This window comes from Paenisporosarcina antarctica (assembly GCF_004367585.1).
GTDB lineage: Bacteria > Bacillota > Bacilli > Bacillales_A > Planococcaceae > Paenisporosarcina > Paenisporosarcina antarctica.
Map to the genome: position 1 here is coordinate 907,969 of NZ_CP038015.1, position 20,483 is coordinate 928,451.

Sequence of the window (20,483 nt, forward strand, 5' to 3'; positions counted from 1 at the left end):
CTAAGCTCCAGAGTCGAGTCGAGATAGAGTGGCGAGTTATCCTTTTCTTATAATTGAGTACATTTGTCGCAAGTATTTCCATAGCATTCATGTTGTTCTTCAATTTTTTCGCCACATTGTGTACATTTTTTCGGTGGCAGGTTTTTAAAGAATTCAATTACATTTTCAATCATGGTATTGACCTCCTTTTCTATTCTGTACTAGTACTATTAATATATGAATCATTGTATTATAACAGCAGGGCTTTTGTCAATACAAAAGATGAAGATTCCTATATAATATATGTAGAACATTTAAAAGGAGCGATACTGCATGTATTTTATTAATAACAAAGGAATTACTGATCCTCGCATTAATTTAGCGATTGAAGAATATGCGTTGAAAACAATGGACGTTGAAAAAGACTCTTTTTTCCTGTTCTATATCAATGAACCAGCCATCATTGTTGGTAAAAACCAAAACGCGATTGAGGAAATCAACACCGACTATGTTGATATCAATGGCATTCACGTTGTACGTCGTCTATCAGGTGGAGGAGCTGTGTATCACGATTTTGGAAACTTGAATTTTAGTTTCATCACAAAAGACGATGGTGATAGCTTCCGTAACTTTAAAAAATTTACACAACCGATTGTTGATGCACTAAAAGAAATGGGTGTGGACGCAGAACTTTCAGGGCGTAACGATATTTTAGCTGAAGGTCGAAAAATATCTGGAAATGCTCAATTTACTACTAAAGGACGTATGTTTAGCCATGGTACGCTGATGTTTAATACAGAAATTGATGCTGTGGTTTCTGCGTTAAAAGTGAGTAAAGATAAAATTGAATCAAAAGGTATTAAATCAATTCGCAGTCGTGTAGCCAACATTACAGAGTTTTTGGACGAGCAAACATCAATTGAAGATTTCCGATTAAAATTACTTCATTCTATTTTTGGTGGAGAACAACAAGTTAAAACAATTGAACTAACAGAAGATGACTGGATCAACATCAAAGCATTATCTAAACAACGTTATGGAAACTGGGAGTGGAACTATGGTAAGTCGCCAGCGTTTAATATGTCACATTCTGAACGATTCCCTACTGGTGGAATTGACGTGCGGTTGCAAGTGAAAAATGGCGTAATTGAAGATGCAAACATTTATGGGGATTTCTTCGGAGTGGGTGACGTCACTGATATTGAATCACTTTTAACAGGTGTCTCATACGATAAATCAGCTATTTCCGATGCACTTGGTGAAATAGAACTCACAACTTATTTAGGTGGAATAACAAAAGAACAATTCCTACAATTAATCTATTAGAAAATACTCAAGAGTAGTCTGACTTCGGTCAGGCTTTTTTGGTAGAATTAAGAAGTAAAGGGGCAGGTAAAGATGTCGACACATCGTATTTATATCGTAGAAGATGACCGTAAAATTGCCTCACTACTTGCTGATAAGCTACGTAAATATCATTATGAAGTGAAAACGGTTGATGATTTTGATCTCCTATTAGAAGAATTTGAAGATTTTGATCCACACCTTATTTTGCTCGATATTAACTTACCTTCTTATGATGGTTACTACTGGTGCCGCCAGTTCCGCACAAAGACGACGTGTCCAATTGTCTTTATTTCAGCGCGATCAGGGGATATGGACCAGGTATTCGCCCTTGAAAATGGAGGGGATGATTTTATAACGAAACCTTTTCACTATGAAATCGTCTTAGCCAAAATAAGAAGTCATTTACGAAGAACTTACGGTGAGTATGCATTAAAACAAGAAGAACGTACCATCAAACTTGGAAAACTGTGTTTATATTTAGAACGAATAGAAATTCATACTGCAACGCTACAAATTCCGCTTCAAAAGCGTGAATGTACGATATTAGAACTATTGATGACACAGGCACCAAAAGTTGTAACTCGTGAACAATTACTTGAAGAATTATGGGATGATCAAGCTTTTGTTGATGAAAACACATTGAACGTTAACATGACCCGTGTAAGGAAGAAGCTACAAGAATACGGAATTACCTCCACAATTGAAACAGTGCGAGGAGCAGGCTATCGCTTTGTGTTAAGTGGGGAGGAGTCGTAATGAATTTCCGCTTATTTGCCAAAGAGCATGCTGCGTACGTGATTTTCCAACTTATTATGGTGTTCTTTATTATGTTGTTGTATTGGTTAGATGGCTTCCGAAATGTGGATACTGCTATTTATTCCGTTGTCATTAGCACGTTATTAATTTTATCATTTTTATTTGGACGCTACGTAAAACGGTATGCATTTTACCAAAAAGTATTGTTGTCACCTAAACAAATGGAAGCTGCTTTACAACGTGACGGGAAGTCACCAGAACAACTACAAGTTGAAGAATATCTCCAGGGATTATATCGCTTGTATCAAAATGAAGTACAAGCTTTATACGCCAATCAAAAACGTCATTTACAATTTATGAATCAATGGGTACATCAAATGAAAACACCCTTAGCCGTTGCAGAATTGCTACTACAAGAAGATGGAAATCTCGATAAGCGAAGCATGCAAGAAGAAATTGACCGATTAAAACGCGGTCTGGATTCCGTTTTGATGAATGCACGTCTGGATACATTTGAGCAAGACATGCAAATTGAACGGGTATATGTAAAAATGCTAGTATCCGAAGTGGTATCAGAAAACAAGCGTTTATTTATTACACACCATGTATACCCAGTTATTTCAATTGACGAAAAATACATTGTACCAACCGATTCAAAATGGTTAAAATTTGTTATCGAACAGTTTATTACAAATGCTGTAAAATATACCTTTGAAGAAGGGAAAAAAGTACATATTCGTGCAGATTGTCAACAAGGACAGCTATTACTGTCAGTCCAAGACGAAGGAATTGGTATTCCATCAGCTGATCTACCTCGTGTTTTGAAAGCCTTTTTTACAGGAGAAAATGGCCGAAAGACTGGCGAAAGCACCGGAATGGGCTTGTATTTAGCTAATGAGATTTGTGGAAAGCTTGGTCATAAATTGACTATCACGTCTGAACTTGGTAAAGGTACTACCGTTTCAGTATTATTTCAGAAAGTAGCAGAGAGAGGTCTACCAGAAGATGATCATATTAAAAATGGACGAAGTGACGAAGGTATACGAGGGGAAAGTGACACATCGTGCGATTAACCAGTTGAATTTTGAAGTCAATAAAGGTGAATTTGTGTCAGTGATGGGACCTTCAGGAAGCGGCAAAACGACACTCCTCAATCTAATTTCGACCATTGATTCGCCAACTTCTGGTACTATCACAATTGATGGACTATGTCCCGAAGAAATGACTAAAAACGAGCTGGCTCTTTTTAGACGAAGACAGCTAGGATTTGTTTTTCAAGACTTTAATTTATTGCAAATGCTTACAGTAGAAGAGAATTTGGTACTTCCACTTACACTTGACGGACATTCAATAGATGAAATGAAAAAGCGTATAACTGATATTGCAAAAAAACTAGATTTGGATGAAATTCTTGAAAAGAGACCAAATGAAATTTCAGGTGGACAAGCCCAACGCACGGCGATTGGGCGAGCACTTATCCATCAGCCGATGTTTATTTTAGCTGATGAACCAACTGGAAATTTGGATTCGAAGGCATCCCGTGATGTATTAGAGTTGCTAACAAAAATTAACCGTGAACAAAAAACGACAATTCTAATGGTTACACACGATCCCATTGCGGCAAGTTATTGCGATCGTGTTATTTTTATTAAAGATGGCGAGTTTTTCAATGAGATTTATAGCGCTGATCGACGACAAACCTTTTTCCAACGAATCTTGAATGTTTTGTCTTTACTTGGAGGCAATGTCAATGACCTTTCGACAATTCGCTTATCGTAATGTCGTTCGAAATCGACGAATATATGCCGCTTTTTTCATGGCGAGTATGTTTTCGGTCATGGTGTTTTTCATGTACTCAATGCTTTTATTTCACCCTAAAATTGAAGATGAATTTTTGCGGAGTTTTGCAGCATCCGGAATGATTGTGGCTGAAGTCATTTTGTATATCTTCACATTGTTTTTCTTGTTTTATTCAATGAGTGCCTTCTTACAATCACGTTCGAAAGAGTTCGGTTTACTCCTGCAACTCGGAATGGAAAAGAAACAATTAAACAAATTGATTTTCCTTGAAACGATGTTGATTGGCATGGTGTCTGTTGCAACCGGTATCTTTTTTGGTTATGCTTTTTCAAAATTCTTTTTTATGATTGTTCGTGAACTGCTTCAACTTGAGGGATTGCCATTGTATGTATCATTTAAACCGTTTGCTTTAACAATAGGTGCATTTTTCAGTTTGTTCGTCATTATCGCTATGACAAGTGTAGTGTTTATTCGTGAACAGAGAATTATAGAACTCATTCGTGGTTATCGGAAGACAGAAGAACAACAAAGTTATTCAACGGTGAAAGCAATATTTGGGATATGTATGTTGTTGTTTGCATACGCTGCAGCTGCTTTTACTTCGATGAATGTTGTGTTGGCACTTGCAATTGTTTTGCCACCAGTAGTCGCACTTGGGACGTATTTTTTCTTTACCGACAGCATTTTGTTTTTACTTCATCAGGTAAAAAAACGGAAGTCACTATACTGGCACCGTATTAACTTAATTGCTATTTCGGAAGTTGGAGTAAAACTACGTGAGAATGCACGAATGTATTTTATCGTTACTATTGTTTCCACAGTTGCATTTTTATCTGTTGGAACTTTAACTTCATTATCTTCGTATACTGGACAATTTCGTGAAATAAATCCACTATCCCTTATTTATTCTAGTGAATTAACGAATCCATATGAATCAAATCATATTTCATTATTGCGAAAAGAATTAGAAGAGCAAGGCTTATCCTATACACTTGTTCCATTTTTAATTAAAAAACAAACGTCATCTTCTTCACAGAATTCAGTAGATATTTTAAGACAGTCTGATGTTAATAGTTTAGCAGTTGCACTTGGACTGCCTCTTGTTGAGTTGAAACCTGGAAAAGGATTGTTAATTCCGTATTCAGAGGAATCAATTGAAAGTTTAAAAAACAAAGAAATTCAAACAGTGTTAGAAGAAAGCAATGTGCCTATTCAAATTCGTGGTGTTTACCAACAGATGTTATTTCCTTCAATGATTATTGGTTCTAATATTATAGTCGTCAGTGACGAAGATTATCAGTTAATTGATGAACCCTTAGAGGGAAATTCACTGGACTCTTCTTATAAATTCTTTGCTTTTCACGTAGCTGAATGGGAACGAACAAAATCGATTGGATTACAAATAGATTCGCAAGTAACGGACGCTATTTATGATGGAGCTTTTACAAATCTACCATTTTATTTTGAAAACCCAGGATTAAATTACTCGGTTATACGTGCGACATTTTCTTTGTTATTATTTACAGGTTTAATGGTCGCGGCCGTTTTGTTATTAGCAGCAGGGAGCTTTGTATATTTCAAATTATATACTGGTTTGGAGCGAGATAAACGTCAATTTGAAGTGTTGAAGCGTATGGGGTTAACCGATAAAGAATTAGTTAAAATAGTCAATCGTCAACTCGTTCCCCAGTTTTTCTTGCCATGGGGTATCGCAATGTTGCATAGCGCATTCTCATTTTTATCACTTCAAGTCATTTGGAGGAACTTGGCAGAGGTATCGATTTTAAGTGAGATGGTTTTAGTTTTAGTTGGATTTACCTTTATTCAAGTTTTGTATTATTTCTTAATTCGCTGGCGCTATATAGCACATGTTCGGGCATCGTGAAAATTCACGGTGCTTATTGTATTGTCTGAACATTTCTTATATAATGAAAGTATTAAATAATGAATGAGTATTCATTCAATAATAAGGAGATATACATATGAACTTAGTTACTCGTGTTCGTGAAACTGCTTTACAACAGCCAACTAAAACTGCGTATCATTTTATGGGAAACGATACTTCTTATGCAGAATTTGATCAATCGATTGCACGTTTTGCTTCTGCATTACGTGATTTAGGTGTGGAAAAAGGAGATCATATTGCTTTTTTACTTGGCAATACACCACACTACTTGATTTCCCTTTACGCAACGATGCGTTTAGGTGCAACGGCGATTCCTATTAATCCAATCTATACAGCAGATGAGATTTCTTTTATTATTCAAAACAGTGACACAAAAGTAGTAATTGCGCTTGATATGTTATTACCACTAGTAGAAAAGGCTGCTGGGGCATTCCCATCTGTTCTTACATACGTGATATGTGAAACTTCACCAGAGGCAGGAGAGAAGATAGCAGCTCTACCTGACAGTGTTCGTGAAAAAGTGAAATCGTTTACACAATTAATTACGTCGTCTTCACCTGAAGTATTACCAGTGAAAATCGAGCCAGATGATACAGCAGTCATTTTGTATACATCCGGAACAACAGGACGTCCAAAAGGAGCGATGTTAACGCATGAGAACTTATTCTCTAATGCGCGTGATACAGCGGATTACTTAGGCTTTACTGCTTCGGATAAAATTTTGGCAACATTGCCTGTGTTCCATGTATTTGCATTAACAGTTGTCGTAAATGCTCCACTTTTAAAAGGAGCGACGATTTTGCTTGTTCCACGTTTTAGTCCGCAAGATGTTTTTAATACAGTGAAAGATCAGCAAGCCACTATATTTGCAGGAGTACCGACGATGTATAATTTCCTATATCAATTCCCACAAGCAAATATTGAAGATTTCTCAACGATTCGTTTAGCAATTTCAGGTGGATCTTCACTACCAGTTGCACTACTTCATAATTTTGAAGATAAGTTTAATGTACGCATTTCGGAAGGATATGGTTTGTCTGAAGCATCACCAGTTACATGCTTTAACCCACTAAATCGTGATCGCAAACCAGGTTCAATTGGTACGTCTATACTTAATGTCGAAAATCGTGTTGTAAATGAATTAGGCGATGATGTGGAAGTTGGCGAAGTAGGGGAATTAATCGTACGAGGACCAAACGTCATGAAAGGTTACTACAAAATGCCAGAAGAAACTGCAGCAACAATTCGGGACGGATGGTTGTATACAGGGGATTTAGCTAAAATAGACGACGAAGGATATTTCTATATTGTTGATCGCAAGAAGGATTTAGTTATTGTTGGAGGCTACAATGTGTACCCGCGTGAAGTGGAAGAAGTATTGTTCGCACATCCAGGTATAGTAGAGGCAGCAGTTATAGGCTTGCCGGATGCTAACTTTGGGGAGGCTATACATGCATATGTAGTAGTGAAAGATCAAAACTTAGACGCTCAAGCGTTAAATAGTTTCTGTGCCGAACATTTAGCAAAATATAAAATACCAAGCAACTTTGAATTTTTAACTGAAATACCAAAAAACACGACTGGCAAAATTTTGAGACGGTCATTAAAAGAACAAGCACTAAATAAATAATATAAAAGCCAGACACAAAGTTATGTGTCTGGCTTTTATATTGTAGACAGATGAAGTTGTCGTAAAATTTGAGGGGAAAGACCTGTGTTTATTTCGTTAATAGAAAGATGTCCGATAATAAGTCTACATAAACAATAAATCTATGAATAAAATTCAAATGAAATGAAGCCATTCCGCAATAGCGGAATGCTTCATTTCATCGATTTACATCATTTTTTCCAATGCCATTTTTGCTTCTAATGAAGTTTTTTCATCTACGACAATTTGATTGATTACTCGACCTTCAACAAGTTCTTCCAATGCCCATGTTAAATGGGGCAAGTCGATGCGGTTCATCGTTAAACATGGACACATAAAGGGGTTTAGGGACACGATATCACGGTCAGGATAGGTTGTAATTAATCGGTTTACTAAATTCATTTCTGTTCCAATAGCCCACTTTGAACCAACTTCTGACGCTTCAATCATATCGATAATATATTTCGTCGATCCTGCAAAATCAGAAGCGCTAACTACTTCATATGTGCACTCAGGATGTACCAATATGTTACGGTCTGGCTCTTTTTCACGCAAATTTGCTATGTGTTTAGGCAAGAAATTCATATGCACAGAACAGTGCCCTTTCCATAAAATTACCACAACATCTTCAATAGCACATTGAAGTTCTAGATTTTGTTTAATTGGGTCCCATATAGCCATTCTGTTTAAAGGAATTCCAAGTTTCACGGCTGTGTTGCGACCTAAGTGTTGATCGGGTAGAAAAAGCATGCGCGTTTTTTGAGTTAGAGCCCATTCGACCATTTCTTGAGCGTTTGAAGATGTCACCGTTGCTCCACCATTGCGACCGACAAACGCTTTTATTGCAGCGGTCGAATTGACATATGTTAATGGTACAATCGTATCACCAAAGTACTTCTGTAATTCTGTCCAGGCTCGCTCTGTTTGATCAATATTTGCCATATCGGCCATCGAACAACCAGCACGAACATCTGGGAGAATGACTGCTTGATTTCGGGTAGTTAAAATATCAGCAGTTTCTGCCATAAAATGAACCCCGCAAAAAATGATATAGTCTGCCGTTTGTGTTGAGGCAATTTGAGATAGTTGTAATGAGTCCCCTGATGCGTCCGCATATACAATGACTTCATCTTTTTGATAATGGTGGCCAAGAATATACAATCGATCACCGAGAAGAACTTTTGCTCGTTGCGCTCGTTCATGAAGTTCTTCTGTGGAAGAAGTTAAATAGTGCTTAGGCATTGCATCTGCTAGTTGTAGTTCTTCTAATAACGTGGTCATGCTAATATGGCCTCCTTACTTGAAATGGTTAAATTCAAACTGATATCTAAGTTTGAGACACTATGTGTTAACGCACCAATGGAAATGACATCTACACCGGTATGTCTATATGCCATCAATTTATCTAAATTAATTCCTCCTGAAGCTTCTGTACGAATGGAAGAGGGGACAAGTTTTACCCAAGTTGTCATCGTTTCAGGTGTTTGGTTATCAAACATAATGACATGTGGCTGTGCTTTTATTGCTTCGTGTAATTGTGCTTCCGTTTCTACTTCTACTTCAATCATCACCATATGACCAAGTGTGGCACGAACTTTTTTTACTGCTTGTGTAATAGATCCTGCTGCAGCAATATGGTTATCTTTTAGCATCACCGCGTCGTATAAGCCAATGCGATGGTTGAATCCGCCGCCTATTCGCACGGCATATTTTTCAAACATTCGAAGTCCAGGTGTTGTTTTGCGTGTATCCACAATTCGTGTATGAGAAGATCCTAAAGTCTCCACACATTTAGCTGTTAGCGTCGCAATAGCACTCAATCGCTGAACTAAATTCAATAACACACGCTCGCCTGAAAGTAACGAAGCGATAGGACCCTTTAATCGAACAATGGCTTCGCCAGATACTACGTGGTCACCATCTTTTTTCAATAGTTCTACGTTAACCGCATCGTCTAATAAGCCGTAACCCCATTTAAAACATTGTATGCCAGCAACTACACCGTTCTCTTTAAAACGGATAATAGCTTCACCTATGTCTGTCTCTTGAAAAAGGACAGATGAAACGTCACGGTCTCCTATGTCTTCAATTAAAAAATGTTTTAGCGCTTCTTCTACTTTCAAACGGTTCATTTTACAGTCTCCTTACGTTCAATTTTACGCGTACCAATCGACACCCCATAGATGGATTGTTCAATTACTTTTCCTGTCCAGTCAGTAGAGGACGTCGGATAATCATGTCGATAATGACCTCCGCGGCTTTCCGTACGAAGATAAGCTGATTTTGCAATTAAACTGCTTGTTGTATATCGATGGAAATATTGTATTTGTTGATTGCTATAATTATAAAGCTTTAGCCGTTTGACAGGAAAATCGCTAATAAACTCATGTAACTCATTTTCTTGCCGAATGATCCCAACTTGTTCGGTCATTCGAAGTTGCATGTTGGTAAGTTCACCATGTGGCATGTGCATGTGCATCTGTATCTGCAGCGTCCGCTTTTGTCCAGGACGAATTAGGTTTTCTACCAATCTTGTGGCTAATCTCTCTGCAAAAACTAGACCTTCCAATAAAGAGTTGCTCGCTAAACGATTGGCACCGTGCACACCGGTTGATGCAACTTCACCAAGGGCATACAACTGAGGAATCGAAGTTTCTCCGACATCATTTGTTTGTACACCACCCATATGGAAATGCGCACCAGGACGCACTGGCAATAACTCATGAAGTGGATTTACACCATGTCTAACGCAGTTTGCGTAAATCGATGGGAATTTCTTTTCAAAGCCATGAATGTGACGTGCATCCAGATAAACAGGGTCATTTTTTTGCCAGCGCCACTCAATGACGCGGGCGACAATATCGCGTGGGGCTAGCTCGAGTAATGGATGAACATCATTCATTACTCGCACTCCGTCTTGATTGACGAGAAAAGCGCCTTCTCCTCTGACTGCCTCAGAAATAAGACCGCATGATTTTCCGTTCAATGTGAAGATGGTTGGGTGAAATTGAACAAACTCTAAATCTTCTAATATAGCGCCAGCATTATAGGCAAGAGATAAACCATCTCCAGTTGCAACAGATGAATTGGAAGTTTGACTATAAAGTTGACCAATCCCACCTGTTGCGAGAACTACATGTGTAGCGTAAATGATGTGTCTGTGACCATGTTCATCACTTACTAAAACACCAGTGCAACGACCTTCATCTATTTTTAATTCTAAAACGGCATGAAAAGGGAGTCGTGTTACTTTTTCTTGCGTTTGTTTAAGCAAGTAGTGCATTAACATCTTCCCAGTTTGATCGCCACCCGCATGTAATATTCTTCGTTTAGTGTGTGCAGCTTCCTGACCAAGATCAGGTATACCATTAGAAGTCGCGTCAAAAGGAAGGCCTTGCGACATTAATTTCTCCACGAGAGCTTTTCCTTCATGCACAAGAAGATCCACTCGTTCCGTGTTTGCATGATCTGCAGTGGCGAGCATCGTATCTAGGGCATGTGTCGAAGGTGAATCATAGGGAGAAAGAGAAGCTGCAATCCCGCCTTGTGCAAGAGATGTATTACTAGTGAAAGAATCTTCTTTTGTGAGGATGGCAATGGACATGGAAGAGGGGAGAGAGTGAGCGAGCATCAACCCTGCGACACCACCGCCGATTATGCAAATATCAAACATTGTTTACACCAACTTTACGATAAGTTTACAGATGTCTTGACACTATTAATGACATAAAGATAAAGTGATTACAAGTAGAAAATCTTATTTTGAAAGGAATTTGGTGAATAGATGATGATTTATTTAGATACAGCTGCCACATCACCAATGAGAAAAGAGGCAATAGACGCCTATATAGAAGCTGCAAAGACAGCTTTTGGGAATACACAAAGTTTGCATGATGCAGGTTCCACGGCTGCTGAATATATAACATCGTGTAAACAAATGTGGGGCCGCTTTTTTAATGGGCGTGCTGAAGGTGTTTACTTTACTGCAAATGCTTCTGAAGGAAATCAATTCACGATTCGTTCTCTTTTAAGAGGAAGGCCATCAGAATTTAGAGATATCATTACAACGAAACTAGAACATGCTTCTGTACTAACAACTATGCACGAGTTAGAAAAGGAAGGGTACCGCATTCATTACATTCCGGTAGACTTATTTGGAGTCCTAGATTTGAAAGAATTTGAACGAGCTGTCAATCAAAAAACGGCATTAGTTGTCATGCAACTTGTAAATTCTGAAATGGGTGCAATTCAACCTGTTAAAGCATGTGCAACTTATGCGAAGCAATTCGGCGTTCCTATTCATTGTGACATCGTTCAAGGCTTCGGAAAGATTCCGTTAGACTTGACTACTCTTGGCGTCACATCTGCAGTTTGCTCGTCACATAAGATCGGTGGACCAAAAGGAGTAGGAATCGTGTATATAGACCCTGCAGTACACTGGGAATCGGTTTATGAAGGCACAACACATCAGAATGGATTTCGTGGAGGTACAGTTGATGTTCCGGCCATTGTAGCAGCGACAATCGCCGCTAAATATGCGTTAGCTGAGCAACAGGATGCTTATCAACAGGCAACAAATTTACAGGAATTTATGTCGTACAATCTACCCGAAGGTGTCCAACTTGTGGGAAACGTAGAAACAAAATCTCCTTTTATTCAAGGGTTGATCCTGCCGCATGTTGAAGGGCAATGGATGATGCTTGAATGTAATCGTCAGCAAATTGCAATCTCGACAGGAACGGCATGTAAAATAGGATTTGGAGAAGCGATGTCTGCTATGAGTGCAATCGGTTTTGAAAGTGACGTAGCAAGAAAATTTGTACGCATTTCTTTTAATCCACATACGACACTTCGAGAAGTAAAAGCATTTATTGAAGTCGTAAATCAATCTTTGATTGAAAACAACACGAGAGCCACTCAATAAGCAGAGTGGCTCTCGTGTTATGTTTATAACAGCTTTTCTAAGCATCAATTAAAACTGAACTTACAGTGAGTAAATAAAATGAAATTCTAACAACCTTTACTTAACATTATCCTCATACTCTTTATCTACATATCAATGGCAAAAAGAAAAAACAACTTAACCGAATTGAAAATTCACTTTCAGAGGGAATTTCAAAACAAATTAAAATAAAAAGCAGAAATGACTTGAAGTGAATCAAGTCATTTCTGCTTTTTTGTTAGTAGCTAAGAGTTACAAATGTACCTGGTGTGCTGGTGATTCTTGGTCGTTCCTGCTCCGCTTGTGTAGATTGTTGGTTTACAAAACCTAAAATAAGAAATGCAGCGAATAATGTAACTACTAATTTTTTCTTCATTATAATTCCTCCAGAAATGTAATAGACTTTTGTGAAAATTGATATTCAAGTGCTTTTTGGTACATTAATGATGAATTCTTATATTTTCTGTGGTGACTATATAAATCAGCTAGTTTTATAGCGTATTTATTTGCATGTCTGTAATCTTTAGTATGTTCAAAAAAATCTATAGAAGCCTTAAATAGGTCTTCATCCTTAAGATTATTATTGTGAAAAACACTATAAATTTTAAAGTGATGAAAATAAGAAAAGTTTTTATCTGTAAGGTCTGAATCTAATAAACTTAAACCTTTTCCACACCATTCAAGAATTTTATTTATATTTTTTTGTTTAGAGTATTCCTTAATAATTGAAAATATAGTCAGTAAGTAACCATCTGTGTTTTTGTTGCTATTTAAACTTTCAATATAATAATCGATGGCTTTGGAATGGTTATTCTGTTGAGCGTATAGAAACCCTAAATTCTGAGCTAGAATACCTTCATATTCTTGCAACTTTAAGTCTTTTGCAAGTTTTTTTGCAAGTAGATAATTTTCTTCTGCACTTTTATATTTAGAAGTAATAGTCTGGGCAATCCCAATGACTATATAACAATCAATCGCTCTTTTAAAAATTAAATTATCTTTATAAAAATTAAGAGCTTTAGTTGAGTATTCAATAGTATTTAACAAATGATTGTTGGAAAGATAAGAAATGCTCAAGGCATTATAGAAATCAGTAATTTCCCATTCATCCAGATGGAATGTACTAATAAGCTCTAAAGAAGTTTCGAGATGTTTAAGTGAGATTTTATATTGTTGATCAACATAAAGTAGTAATCCAGAATTGGTGTTAAGTAAAAATTGTTGACGAGGGTCAAACTTTTCTTGCATTTGCTCCAATGCATTCATAAGATTTTTTACAGTATCAATATCAGTATCAGTTATTAAATATAATCTAAATAAATAGAGATTATACGTATAGAAATTACTCTCATCTTTAAAGAGAAAATTTCTCTCCTTGTAGGATAGTAGCTTTTCCTTAATGTCATTTTTATTTCTATCAATAATTGCTTCTTTGTAAAGCAAATAAAGTTCGGATAGGAATTCAATTTCCTGTTCAGTAGAAATGTCCTCATAATCCAGGTTGAGTCTATCCAACAAAAGTTGCAGTACATCTTCACTAGGGAAGGTCTGGTTATTTTCAATCTTACTTAGGTAGGACGTTGAACAGATTCCTTTAGCAAGGCTAACTTGTTTCATATTCTGTTGTATGCGGGACATTTTTATGAGCAATCCTATATTATTCATATATCCACCTTTTATACTACTAGAGTAATTGAGCAATATCTACTACTTGAAGTTGGGAAACATAATGTGAATATCATTAAAAAAACGCGTGTTTTGGAAATAAGTTTCCCAACCTAATTATCTTCCTTATTCCATCTTAACGAATTATGATTATATTGTAACTAATTAAACAATTAATATTTCTATTCTTCGAATTTTAAATTTATTACAAATATTTAGCAACTAATAACTTTCAGCAAACAAAACCATCATTAAAAAGGGAGCTGTTCACTATGTTTAGAGGAAGAATGTACAAATTGGATCGATTTGAAGAAGATTTAGCTGTTCTTTTAGAATTCCCTAGTGAATCAAATGTATTAGTAGTTCCAACAGATGACTTACATCATGATATGAAAGTTGGCGACGTATTATTAGTGGATATAAAAGAAGAAGGATTTAATATTTCTAAAGTGAACAAACGAACTGCTAATCAACAGAAGAATGTAGAATCAATTTGTCCATCTCAGAAAATTAGTAGTTACTATATCGACTACGAGCATGGTTGTTTAGTTTATACGACGGCAAGTTAAACATTGCGTTCAAAGACATTCTTGCCAATGTCTATGACATATATATATAAAAACCTGTAACTATTCCTACGACCTCGGGAAATAGCTACAGGTTTTTTGCATTTTATAAATCTTCCCAACAAGAAATCTTGTTTTTTTTGAACATATTTTCATTAGATAATGCAAAGTATTTCGCTGCATTTTTGTATTTACTATTTTTATAATAGAAATTGCCTAATAATAATGAGTACTTTTCAGTATGACGATAGTCTTTAATCTCTCTAAAGAAATTATATGCATTTATGGTTGTTTTCTCAAAGAGTAGTTGGTCTGTTTCTCTAGCCAAATAAACGTTAAAATGGTGTGAGAATGTTTCAAAACCAGGGTTCTGATTTTCATTAATTAATGAAAGGCCAAATTTAGCCCACTTTATTATTTGCTGGGAATTCTTTAATTTTGAGTATTCTTTTACTAATGAATAAATAGTAGGCAATTTTTCATCATTATCTTTTCTAGATTCAAGACTCTCTAAAAAATATTGAATGGCTTTATCTGAATGACCTCTAACAGAAGCAGTATTGCCTAAGTTTTGTGTAATTATTGGGAAATGTTCCTTTAAATTAAGTTGTGAGGCAATTTTTTGAGCGAGTAACAGATTTTGATAAGCTTTTTCATATTGATAAGAATTGTCTTGAGCAACAGCCAGCATTAAGTGACATTCAACAACTCGTGTATTGAAGAACCCATTCTTAAAAAACTCTAAAGATTTTTGAATGTATTCAATAGAAATTACCCAGCGTTGTTGCGTTATGTAACAATGACCTAGTTGATAGTGAAAATCAGCTTCTTCCCATTTTTCCATATTAACCTTTTGGGAGTAAGTAATTGCTTTTTCATATGCTTGGAGTGTCGAATTAAAGTCTAATTTAAATGAATAATAGCTTCCCACACATGAGTTAAACAAAAACATCTGGTATTCATTAAAGTTCCCAGAAAGCTCAGATAATGCCATAATTAACTCACTTGTGTCATGGCGGATATCTTGCACGATTAGGGTTAATCTTAGGACCATAAGTTGATAGGTATAATAGTTTGTTGAATCACTGAACAGATAACGTTCAGTATTAATTTCCTTTAGTTGTATAGCTGCAAGTTCACGGTCTTTATTCATGACAGCATTAAAATAGATTTCCCGAATTTGTTTAAGATAACTTTCATCGTTTAAATTTTTATTTTGGCTGATTGATAATTCAAGTCGTTTTAATAGTAATTCGATTACTTCTTGGCTTGGTACAATTGAATTATTTTCAATTTTACTGAGATAAGAAGGCGTACAAATCCCTTGAGCTAATGTTATTTGTTTCATATTCTTTCTAACTCTCTCAAGTTTGATAACGTGTCCAAAGTTATTCATAAGTGTTTGCTCCTTAGTTGCACGCATTTTACAAGTCTAACTTTAATTCTACTATACGGTGAATGAACTTTAAATAAAAGGTTGTATAGGAAATATATTTCTTGAATTTACTGTTTTTATGCTTTAAATGTGAATACTTTCCCAACTTATTCGACATTTTTCGACGTTTTTTTCAAGTAGACTAGTACTAGAGAAAAGATTTGCGGAAATATTGTGGATTATGAAGGGGAGAGATGACATGAAGTATGCAGCGTTAGGGTTCGTTCTCGTTGAGATAGCTTTTAGTTTGTTGCTTATACCCAAGAAAGGCACTCTGACTAAACCAATTCATTTTATTGCAATCACTTTTTTTTCGTTGCTTATGATTTATGCGATAGGTACCTTACTTCCAATTATGGGTGAAGGTGTAGATGTTGTGTTGAAACATATGAACACAGATGCATTTCGATTTTAAACGTGAGATTACAAATAATGTTTCATTATACATAGTAGCGGGAAATAGTTAATTCACAATCCGGTTACATAATTCATTAAAAAAGTGAGAAAGATAAAAAGCCAAATCCTTTTGATTCAAAAGGATTTGGCTTTTTTTACAATCACATTTTTTCCAAAGGATTCACCGCAGGCCCTTCTAAAACTTCCCCTTTATATGAGAAACGTGAACCGTGGCATGGACAATCCCACGAACGTTCCCCATCATTCCAATGTACATCACAACCTAAATGAGTACATGTTGGTTTGACTAAGTGAAGTTGACCATTTTTATCCTTATAGGCGCCTGTTTTGTGGTTATCCACCATCACAATGCGTCCTTCATCATTTTTTATATCATCCACAGAGTCTGAAGGACGATTTAATTTACCAGTCACTAATTCTTTTGCGACATTGGTGTTTATTTTCACAAAATGTTTAATGTCTTCTTTTTTAGTTTTTGTTCGAGTTGGTGAGTATAAGCCCGTATATGAATTGAATTTATTTTGTGCAAGATCTGCAAGTAAAAGACCCGCAATTGTTCCATTCGTCATCCCCCATTTATCGAATCCCGTGGCTACAAACACATCAGAAAAGCCACTCGTCATTTCCCCAATATAGGGTAGACGATCGAGGGTCTCATAATCTTGAGCAGACCAATGACTATCGATAGACTCAACCGCGAAATGTTGTTTGGCGAATTGAGTTAGTATTTCATAACGGTCATTAGTAGAGTCCTGATGACTAGAGTCTTCATGCTGTCCTGTCTTATGTCCTTCACCTCCGACAATTACATAACTTTCCCCTTTTTCTCCTTTCGCTGTTCGAATGGAGCGCGTTGGTTTTTCGACATTAATATACATGCCATCTAGGTCCACACTAGGGACTTTTACACAAACTACGTAGGAACGTTGAGGTGACAAGCGCGAAAAATAGAGTCCTTCTTTATCGTTAAACGGAAAGTGACTTGTTACTAGAACTTGTTTTGTCTTAATTTTATTCCCTTCCATCGTTTCAATGAGAATATTTTCCCCATGAATTAGTGTTGCTGCGCGCGTATTTTCGTGGAAATTCACCCCTAGATTTTGTGCTTCTTTAACTAATCCATACATATATTTGACGGGGTGAAATTGTGCTTGATTAGGTAATGTTAATGTTTCACTAACTGGAAATGGAAGTTCATTTATGGAGGTGGATAGGTCACCAGGAATCCCAAGTTGGTCATAAGCTGATTTCTCTTTCTTCAATTGTTCAACACCTTCAGGAGTTTGTGCGTAGAGAACAGCATGTCTTTCCTCAAAATCACAATTAATAGAAAGAGTGTCTATCCAATCTTTTATTTGTTCGAGTGCATGTTGATTGGCATCAAAATACTGACGTGCTTGCGTCTTACCAAATATTTTCGTTAATTCATCATAAATAACTCCGTGCTGTGCAGTTATTTTAGCCGTCGTAAACCCTGTTGTCCCACTGACGATTTTACTACCTTCAATAACCGTTACATTGACACCTTCTTTAGCAAGTAAATACGCTGCAGTAATGCCTGCAATTCCAGCTCCGACAATACAAACATCCGTTGTGATATCCGAATCTAATGCTGGAAATGTTTTGTTTGATAGTTTTTTTCTCCAATATGATTTTGTGAATTTTGGCAACTCGAGTGCACACATAGTAAACCCTCCCACTCATTATTTACTAGTCATTACCTATTTCGAAGGAAAACAATCAACTACTATAGGAAAAATTTGTTGATAATTAAAGGGAAACTCTTACGGTTGTCGAAATAGATAGTATGTGACAACGACAAATGAGGAGGAAATAGCGTGATAAAGCGTAAATTGACGATAGAAGATTTAAGTAGATTGGTGTCGGTAACACAGCCCACTTTGGCGCCAAACCAACAAGAAGCGGTTTTTGTTCAAACAAAAATTGATGAAAAAGAAAATACATATCAAGCAAATTTATGGCATGTAGATTTAGCTTCCAAAAAAGTAACGCAATGGACACATGGAAAAGAAAAAGTTTCAAGCCCATTATACTCTCAAGATGGAACAGAGCTTGCTTATCTTTCCACGCGTGAAGATATAAATCAATTATATGTAGTACCTACTAACGGCGGAGAAGCACGCAAAGTTACATCATTAGAGAAAGGTGTAGCTAGTTTTTTGTGGTCACCATGTGGAAAGAAAATTTGGTTTGTGGCTTCTTTAAAAGAAGGAAAGCTTTTTACTGACGATCCGGAAAAAGAAGAAAATAAAAAGCCTGAACCTTATATAGTGGATAAAATGAAGTACAAAATGGATGGTACGGGTTTACTTCCTCAAGATACCTATAAGCATATTGGCGTCATTAATACTCAAACGGGTGAAGTGACACAATTTACAGAAGGTAATTATTCGTATGCCTTGCACGCTATTTCTCAAGATGGAACGAAAATCGTATTCAGTGTTAACCGTTCTGAAAATCAAGATTTTGAATTCCGTCAACCGTTGTATTTGGTAGATGTAGAATCGAAACAAGAAACGACGATTATTGAAGAAGATGGAAATTTTGGTGGAGCAGCGTTTTCATTTGATGATGCGAAGTTAGCGTTTGTAGGGAGTGAAGGAACTTACAAGAATGCGACACATACGGAACTTTATGTCTACGATATAGAGTCAGGTTCACGGGAGGTTTTGACCGAAGGCATTGATGCTCCAGTGGGAGATTATGTCGTTGCAGATCATCAACAAGGATCAAATGCACCAAGCGTTGTATGGACGAAGGATAATCATCTGTATTTCCAAGTTTCAACAATGGGTGACGTACGTTTATATGCTGCTTCTTTAGAAGGAGAAATGTATCCAGCTACGGGTGACGATGAACATATATATGGTTATGATGTAGCGAAATCTGGTGAGTTTGCGCTCGTTACTATTTCAAATCCAACGAAAGTCGGCGAACTCTATCTACATACAATCGCTACGGGTGAACGACAAGCTTTAACTTCATTCAATGCGTCATTTGAAAACGAAGTAGAACTTATTCCAGCGCAAGCTATTGTTTACAAAGGGGCAAAAGAGTGGGACGTTCATGGTTGGTTAATGAAACCAACAGGTTATGTAGAAGGACAAAAGTATCCGTTAATTGTCGAGATTCATGGTGGTCCACACGCAATGTATGCCAATACATTTTTCCATGAGCTTCAGCTTTTAACAGCACAAGGGTATGGAGTCTTGTATGTAAATCCACGTGGAAGTCACGGTTATAGCCAACAATTTGTAGATGCTGTTCGAGACGATTATGGGGGTGGCGACTATGAAGATATTATGGCAGGCTTGGACTTCGTTTTATCCGAAAATACCTGGATAGACGAAAGTCGTCTTGGTGTAACGGGTGGAAGTTACGGTGGCTTTATGACGAACTGGATAGTCGGTCATACAAATCGATTTAAAGCAGCTGTTACACTGCGTTCCATTTCGAACTGGGTCAGTTTCTTTGGTGTTTCTGATATTGGTTATTATTTCAGCGATTGGCAAATTGGGGCAGATATGACAGACGTGGAAAAGTTGTGGGACCATTCTCCACTGAAATATGCCAAAAATATTGAAACGCCTTTATTAATTATGCACAGTGAAAAAGATTTCCGTTGTCCAATCGAACAAGCAGAGCAACTTTATATCACGTTGAAACAAATGAAGAAAGAAACTGGCTTTGTACGTTTCCCAGACTCTGACCACAACTTGTCACGCACTGGCTATCCTAATTTACGTTATGCAAGGCTTAAACAAATTACGGATTGGTTTGACAAATATTTATGAAGTGATGTTAGTTAAACGATGGAGTAGGACATGTATTTATTAATAAGTTTTAGAATTTCTAATCATTTTTTAATAACGACCCCTTTCGTAAATAGAAAGGGGTCGTTTACGATTTGAGGGTAGAAAAAAAGAATAAACTATGTTATAAATAAGTCTATTAACCTAATACCAAGTAAACAGGTTGGAATAATATATATAAAAAGGAGA

18 protein-coding genes are annotated in these 20,483 nt (G+C 36.6%); 10 read left to right on the forward strand and 8 right to left on the reverse strand.

Annotated features, from left to right (window positions below; translation table 11 throughout):
* Positions 1–47 precede the first annotated feature (47 nt).
* Positions 48–173, reverse strand: a complete 126-nt coding sequence (yhfH, locus tag E2636_RS04560; protein ID WP_134209164.1) for a protein YhfH — start codon at positions 171–173, stop codon at positions 48–50.
* Positions 174–312: 139 nt separating this feature from the next.
* Between yhfH and E2636_RS04565 the strand changes: the two genes are divergently transcribed.
* The 6 genes from E2636_RS04565 (at position 313) to E2636_RS04590 (ending at position 7,418) form a co-directional block, all read left to right on the forward strand.
* Positions 313–1,305, forward strand: coding sequence for a lipoate--protein ligase (locus tag E2636_RS04565; protein WP_134209165.1), 993 nt, complete (start codon positions 313–315; stop codon positions 1,303–1,305).
* Positions 1,306–1,377: 72 nt separating this feature from the next.
* A complete protein-coding gene (locus E2636_RS04570; protein WP_017379219.1) occupies positions 1,378–2,082 on the forward strand; it encodes a response regulator transcription factor in 705 nt (234 codons plus the stop codon).
* Entirely contained in the window at positions 2,082–3,155 is a 1,074-nt protein-coding gene (locus E2636_RS04575; RefSeq protein ID WP_134209166.1) for a sensor histidine kinase, read from the forward strand. Before E2636_RS04570 ends, E2636_RS04575 begins: the two co-directional genes overlap by 1 nt.
* A complete protein-coding gene (locus tag E2636_RS04580) occupies positions 3,088–3,861 on the forward strand; it encodes an ABC transporter ATP-binding protein (protein ID WP_134209167.1) in 774 nt (257 codons plus the stop codon). The genes E2636_RS04575 and E2636_RS04580 overlap by 68 nt, the downstream gene beginning before the upstream one ends.
* A complete protein-coding gene (locus tag E2636_RS04585) occupies positions 3,833–5,767 on the forward strand; it encodes an FtsX-like permease family protein (RefSeq protein WP_134209168.1) in 1,935 nt (644 codons plus the stop codon). Before E2636_RS04580 ends, E2636_RS04585 begins: the two co-directional genes overlap by 29 nt.
* A gap of 97 nt (positions 5,768–5,864) precedes the next feature.
* Positions 5,865–7,418, forward strand: coding sequence for a fatty acid--CoA ligase family protein (locus E2636_RS04590; RefSeq protein WP_134209169.1), 1,554 nt, complete (start codon positions 5,865–5,867; stop codon positions 7,416–7,418).
* Positions 7,419–7,622: 204 nt separating this feature from the next.
* Here the strand turns inward: E2636_RS04590 and nadA are convergent, their stop codons facing one another.
* The 3 genes from nadA to nadB are packed head-to-tail and all read right to left on the reverse strand — an operon-like array spanning position 7,623 to position 11,109.
* Complete coding sequence (nadA, locus tag E2636_RS04595) at positions 7,623–8,717, reverse strand: quinolinate synthase NadA (protein WP_134209170.1); 1,095 nt, start codon at positions 8,715–8,717, stop codon at positions 7,623–7,625.
* Positions 8,714–9,568, reverse strand: coding sequence for a carboxylating nicotinate-nucleotide diphosphorylase (gene nadC / locus E2636_RS04600; RefSeq protein ID WP_134209171.1), 855 nt, complete (start codon positions 9,566–9,568; stop codon positions 8,714–8,716). Before nadC ends, nadA begins: the two co-directional genes overlap by 4 nt.
* Complete coding sequence (gene nadB / locus E2636_RS04605) at positions 9,565–11,109, reverse strand: L-aspartate oxidase (RefSeq protein ID WP_134209172.1); 1,545 nt, start codon at positions 11,107–11,109, stop codon at positions 9,565–9,567. Before nadB ends, nadC begins: the two co-directional genes overlap by 4 nt.
* Positions 11,110–11,223: 114 nt before the next feature.
* Here nadB and E2636_RS04610 point away from each other — a divergent pair, with 114 nt between their 5' ends.
* The gene (locus E2636_RS04610) at positions 11,224–12,360 is read left to right on the forward strand and encodes an IscS subfamily cysteine desulfurase (protein WP_134209173.1); all 1,137 of its coding nucleotides are present in this window, start codon (positions 11,224–11,226) and stop codon (positions 12,358–12,360) included.
* A gap of 256 nt (positions 12,361–12,616) precedes the next feature.
* Here E2636_RS04610 and E2636_RS18895 read toward each other — a convergent pair whose 3' ends face one another.
* Positions 12,617–12,754, reverse strand: a complete 138-nt coding sequence (locus tag E2636_RS18895; RefSeq protein WP_166669479.1) for a hypothetical protein — start codon at positions 12,752–12,754, stop codon at positions 12,617–12,619.
* Positions 12,754–14,043: a helix-turn-helix domain-containing protein gene (locus E2636_RS04615; protein ID WP_134209174.1), complete on the reverse strand. Its 1,290-nt coding sequence runs from the start codon at positions 14,041–14,043 to the stop codon at positions 12,754–12,756. The genes E2636_RS18895 and E2636_RS04615 overlap by 1 nt, the downstream gene beginning before the upstream one ends.
* Before the next feature lie 272 nt (positions 14,044–14,315).
* On the opposite strand from E2636_RS04615, the gene E2636_RS04620 reads away from it, so the two are divergent.
* Positions 14,316–14,612, forward strand: a complete 297-nt coding sequence (locus E2636_RS04620; protein WP_134209175.1) for a DUF3006 domain-containing protein — start codon at positions 14,316–14,318, stop codon at positions 14,610–14,612.
* Positions 14,613–14,715: 103 nt separating this feature from the next.
* On the opposite strand, the gene E2636_RS04625 is transcribed toward E2636_RS04620, so the two are convergent.
* Positions 14,716–16,005 carry a helix-turn-helix domain-containing protein gene (locus E2636_RS04625; RefSeq protein WP_134209176.1) on the reverse strand — a complete coding sequence of 430 codons (1,290 nt, stop codon included), beginning with the start codon at positions 16,003–16,005 and terminating at the stop codon, positions 14,716–14,718.
* A 238-nt stretch (positions 16,006–16,243) separates the two neighbouring features.
* Here E2636_RS04625 and E2636_RS04630 point away from each other — a divergent pair, with 238 nt between their 5' ends.
* On the forward strand, positions 16,244–16,459 hold the full coding sequence (locus E2636_RS04630) for a hypothetical protein (protein ID WP_134209177.1): 216 nt from the start codon (positions 16,244–16,246) through the stop codon (positions 16,457–16,459).
* Between the two features lie 142 nt (positions 16,460–16,601).
* Here the strand turns inward: E2636_RS04630 and E2636_RS04635 are convergent, their stop codons facing one another.
* On the reverse strand, positions 16,602–18,146 hold the full coding sequence (locus E2636_RS04635) for an FAD-dependent oxidoreductase (RefSeq protein ID WP_134209178.1): 1,545 nt from the start codon (positions 18,144–18,146) through the stop codon (positions 16,602–16,604).
* A 153-nt stretch (positions 18,147–18,299) separates the two neighbouring features.
* Between E2636_RS04635 and E2636_RS04640 the strand changes: the two genes are divergently transcribed.
* Positions 18,300–20,276 (forward strand): S9 family peptidase, encoded by a 1,977-nt coding sequence (locus E2636_RS04640; RefSeq protein ID WP_208324159.1) that lies wholly within the window; start codon positions 18,300–18,302, stop codon positions 20,274–20,276.
* Positions 20,277–20,483: the final 207 nt, after the last annotated feature.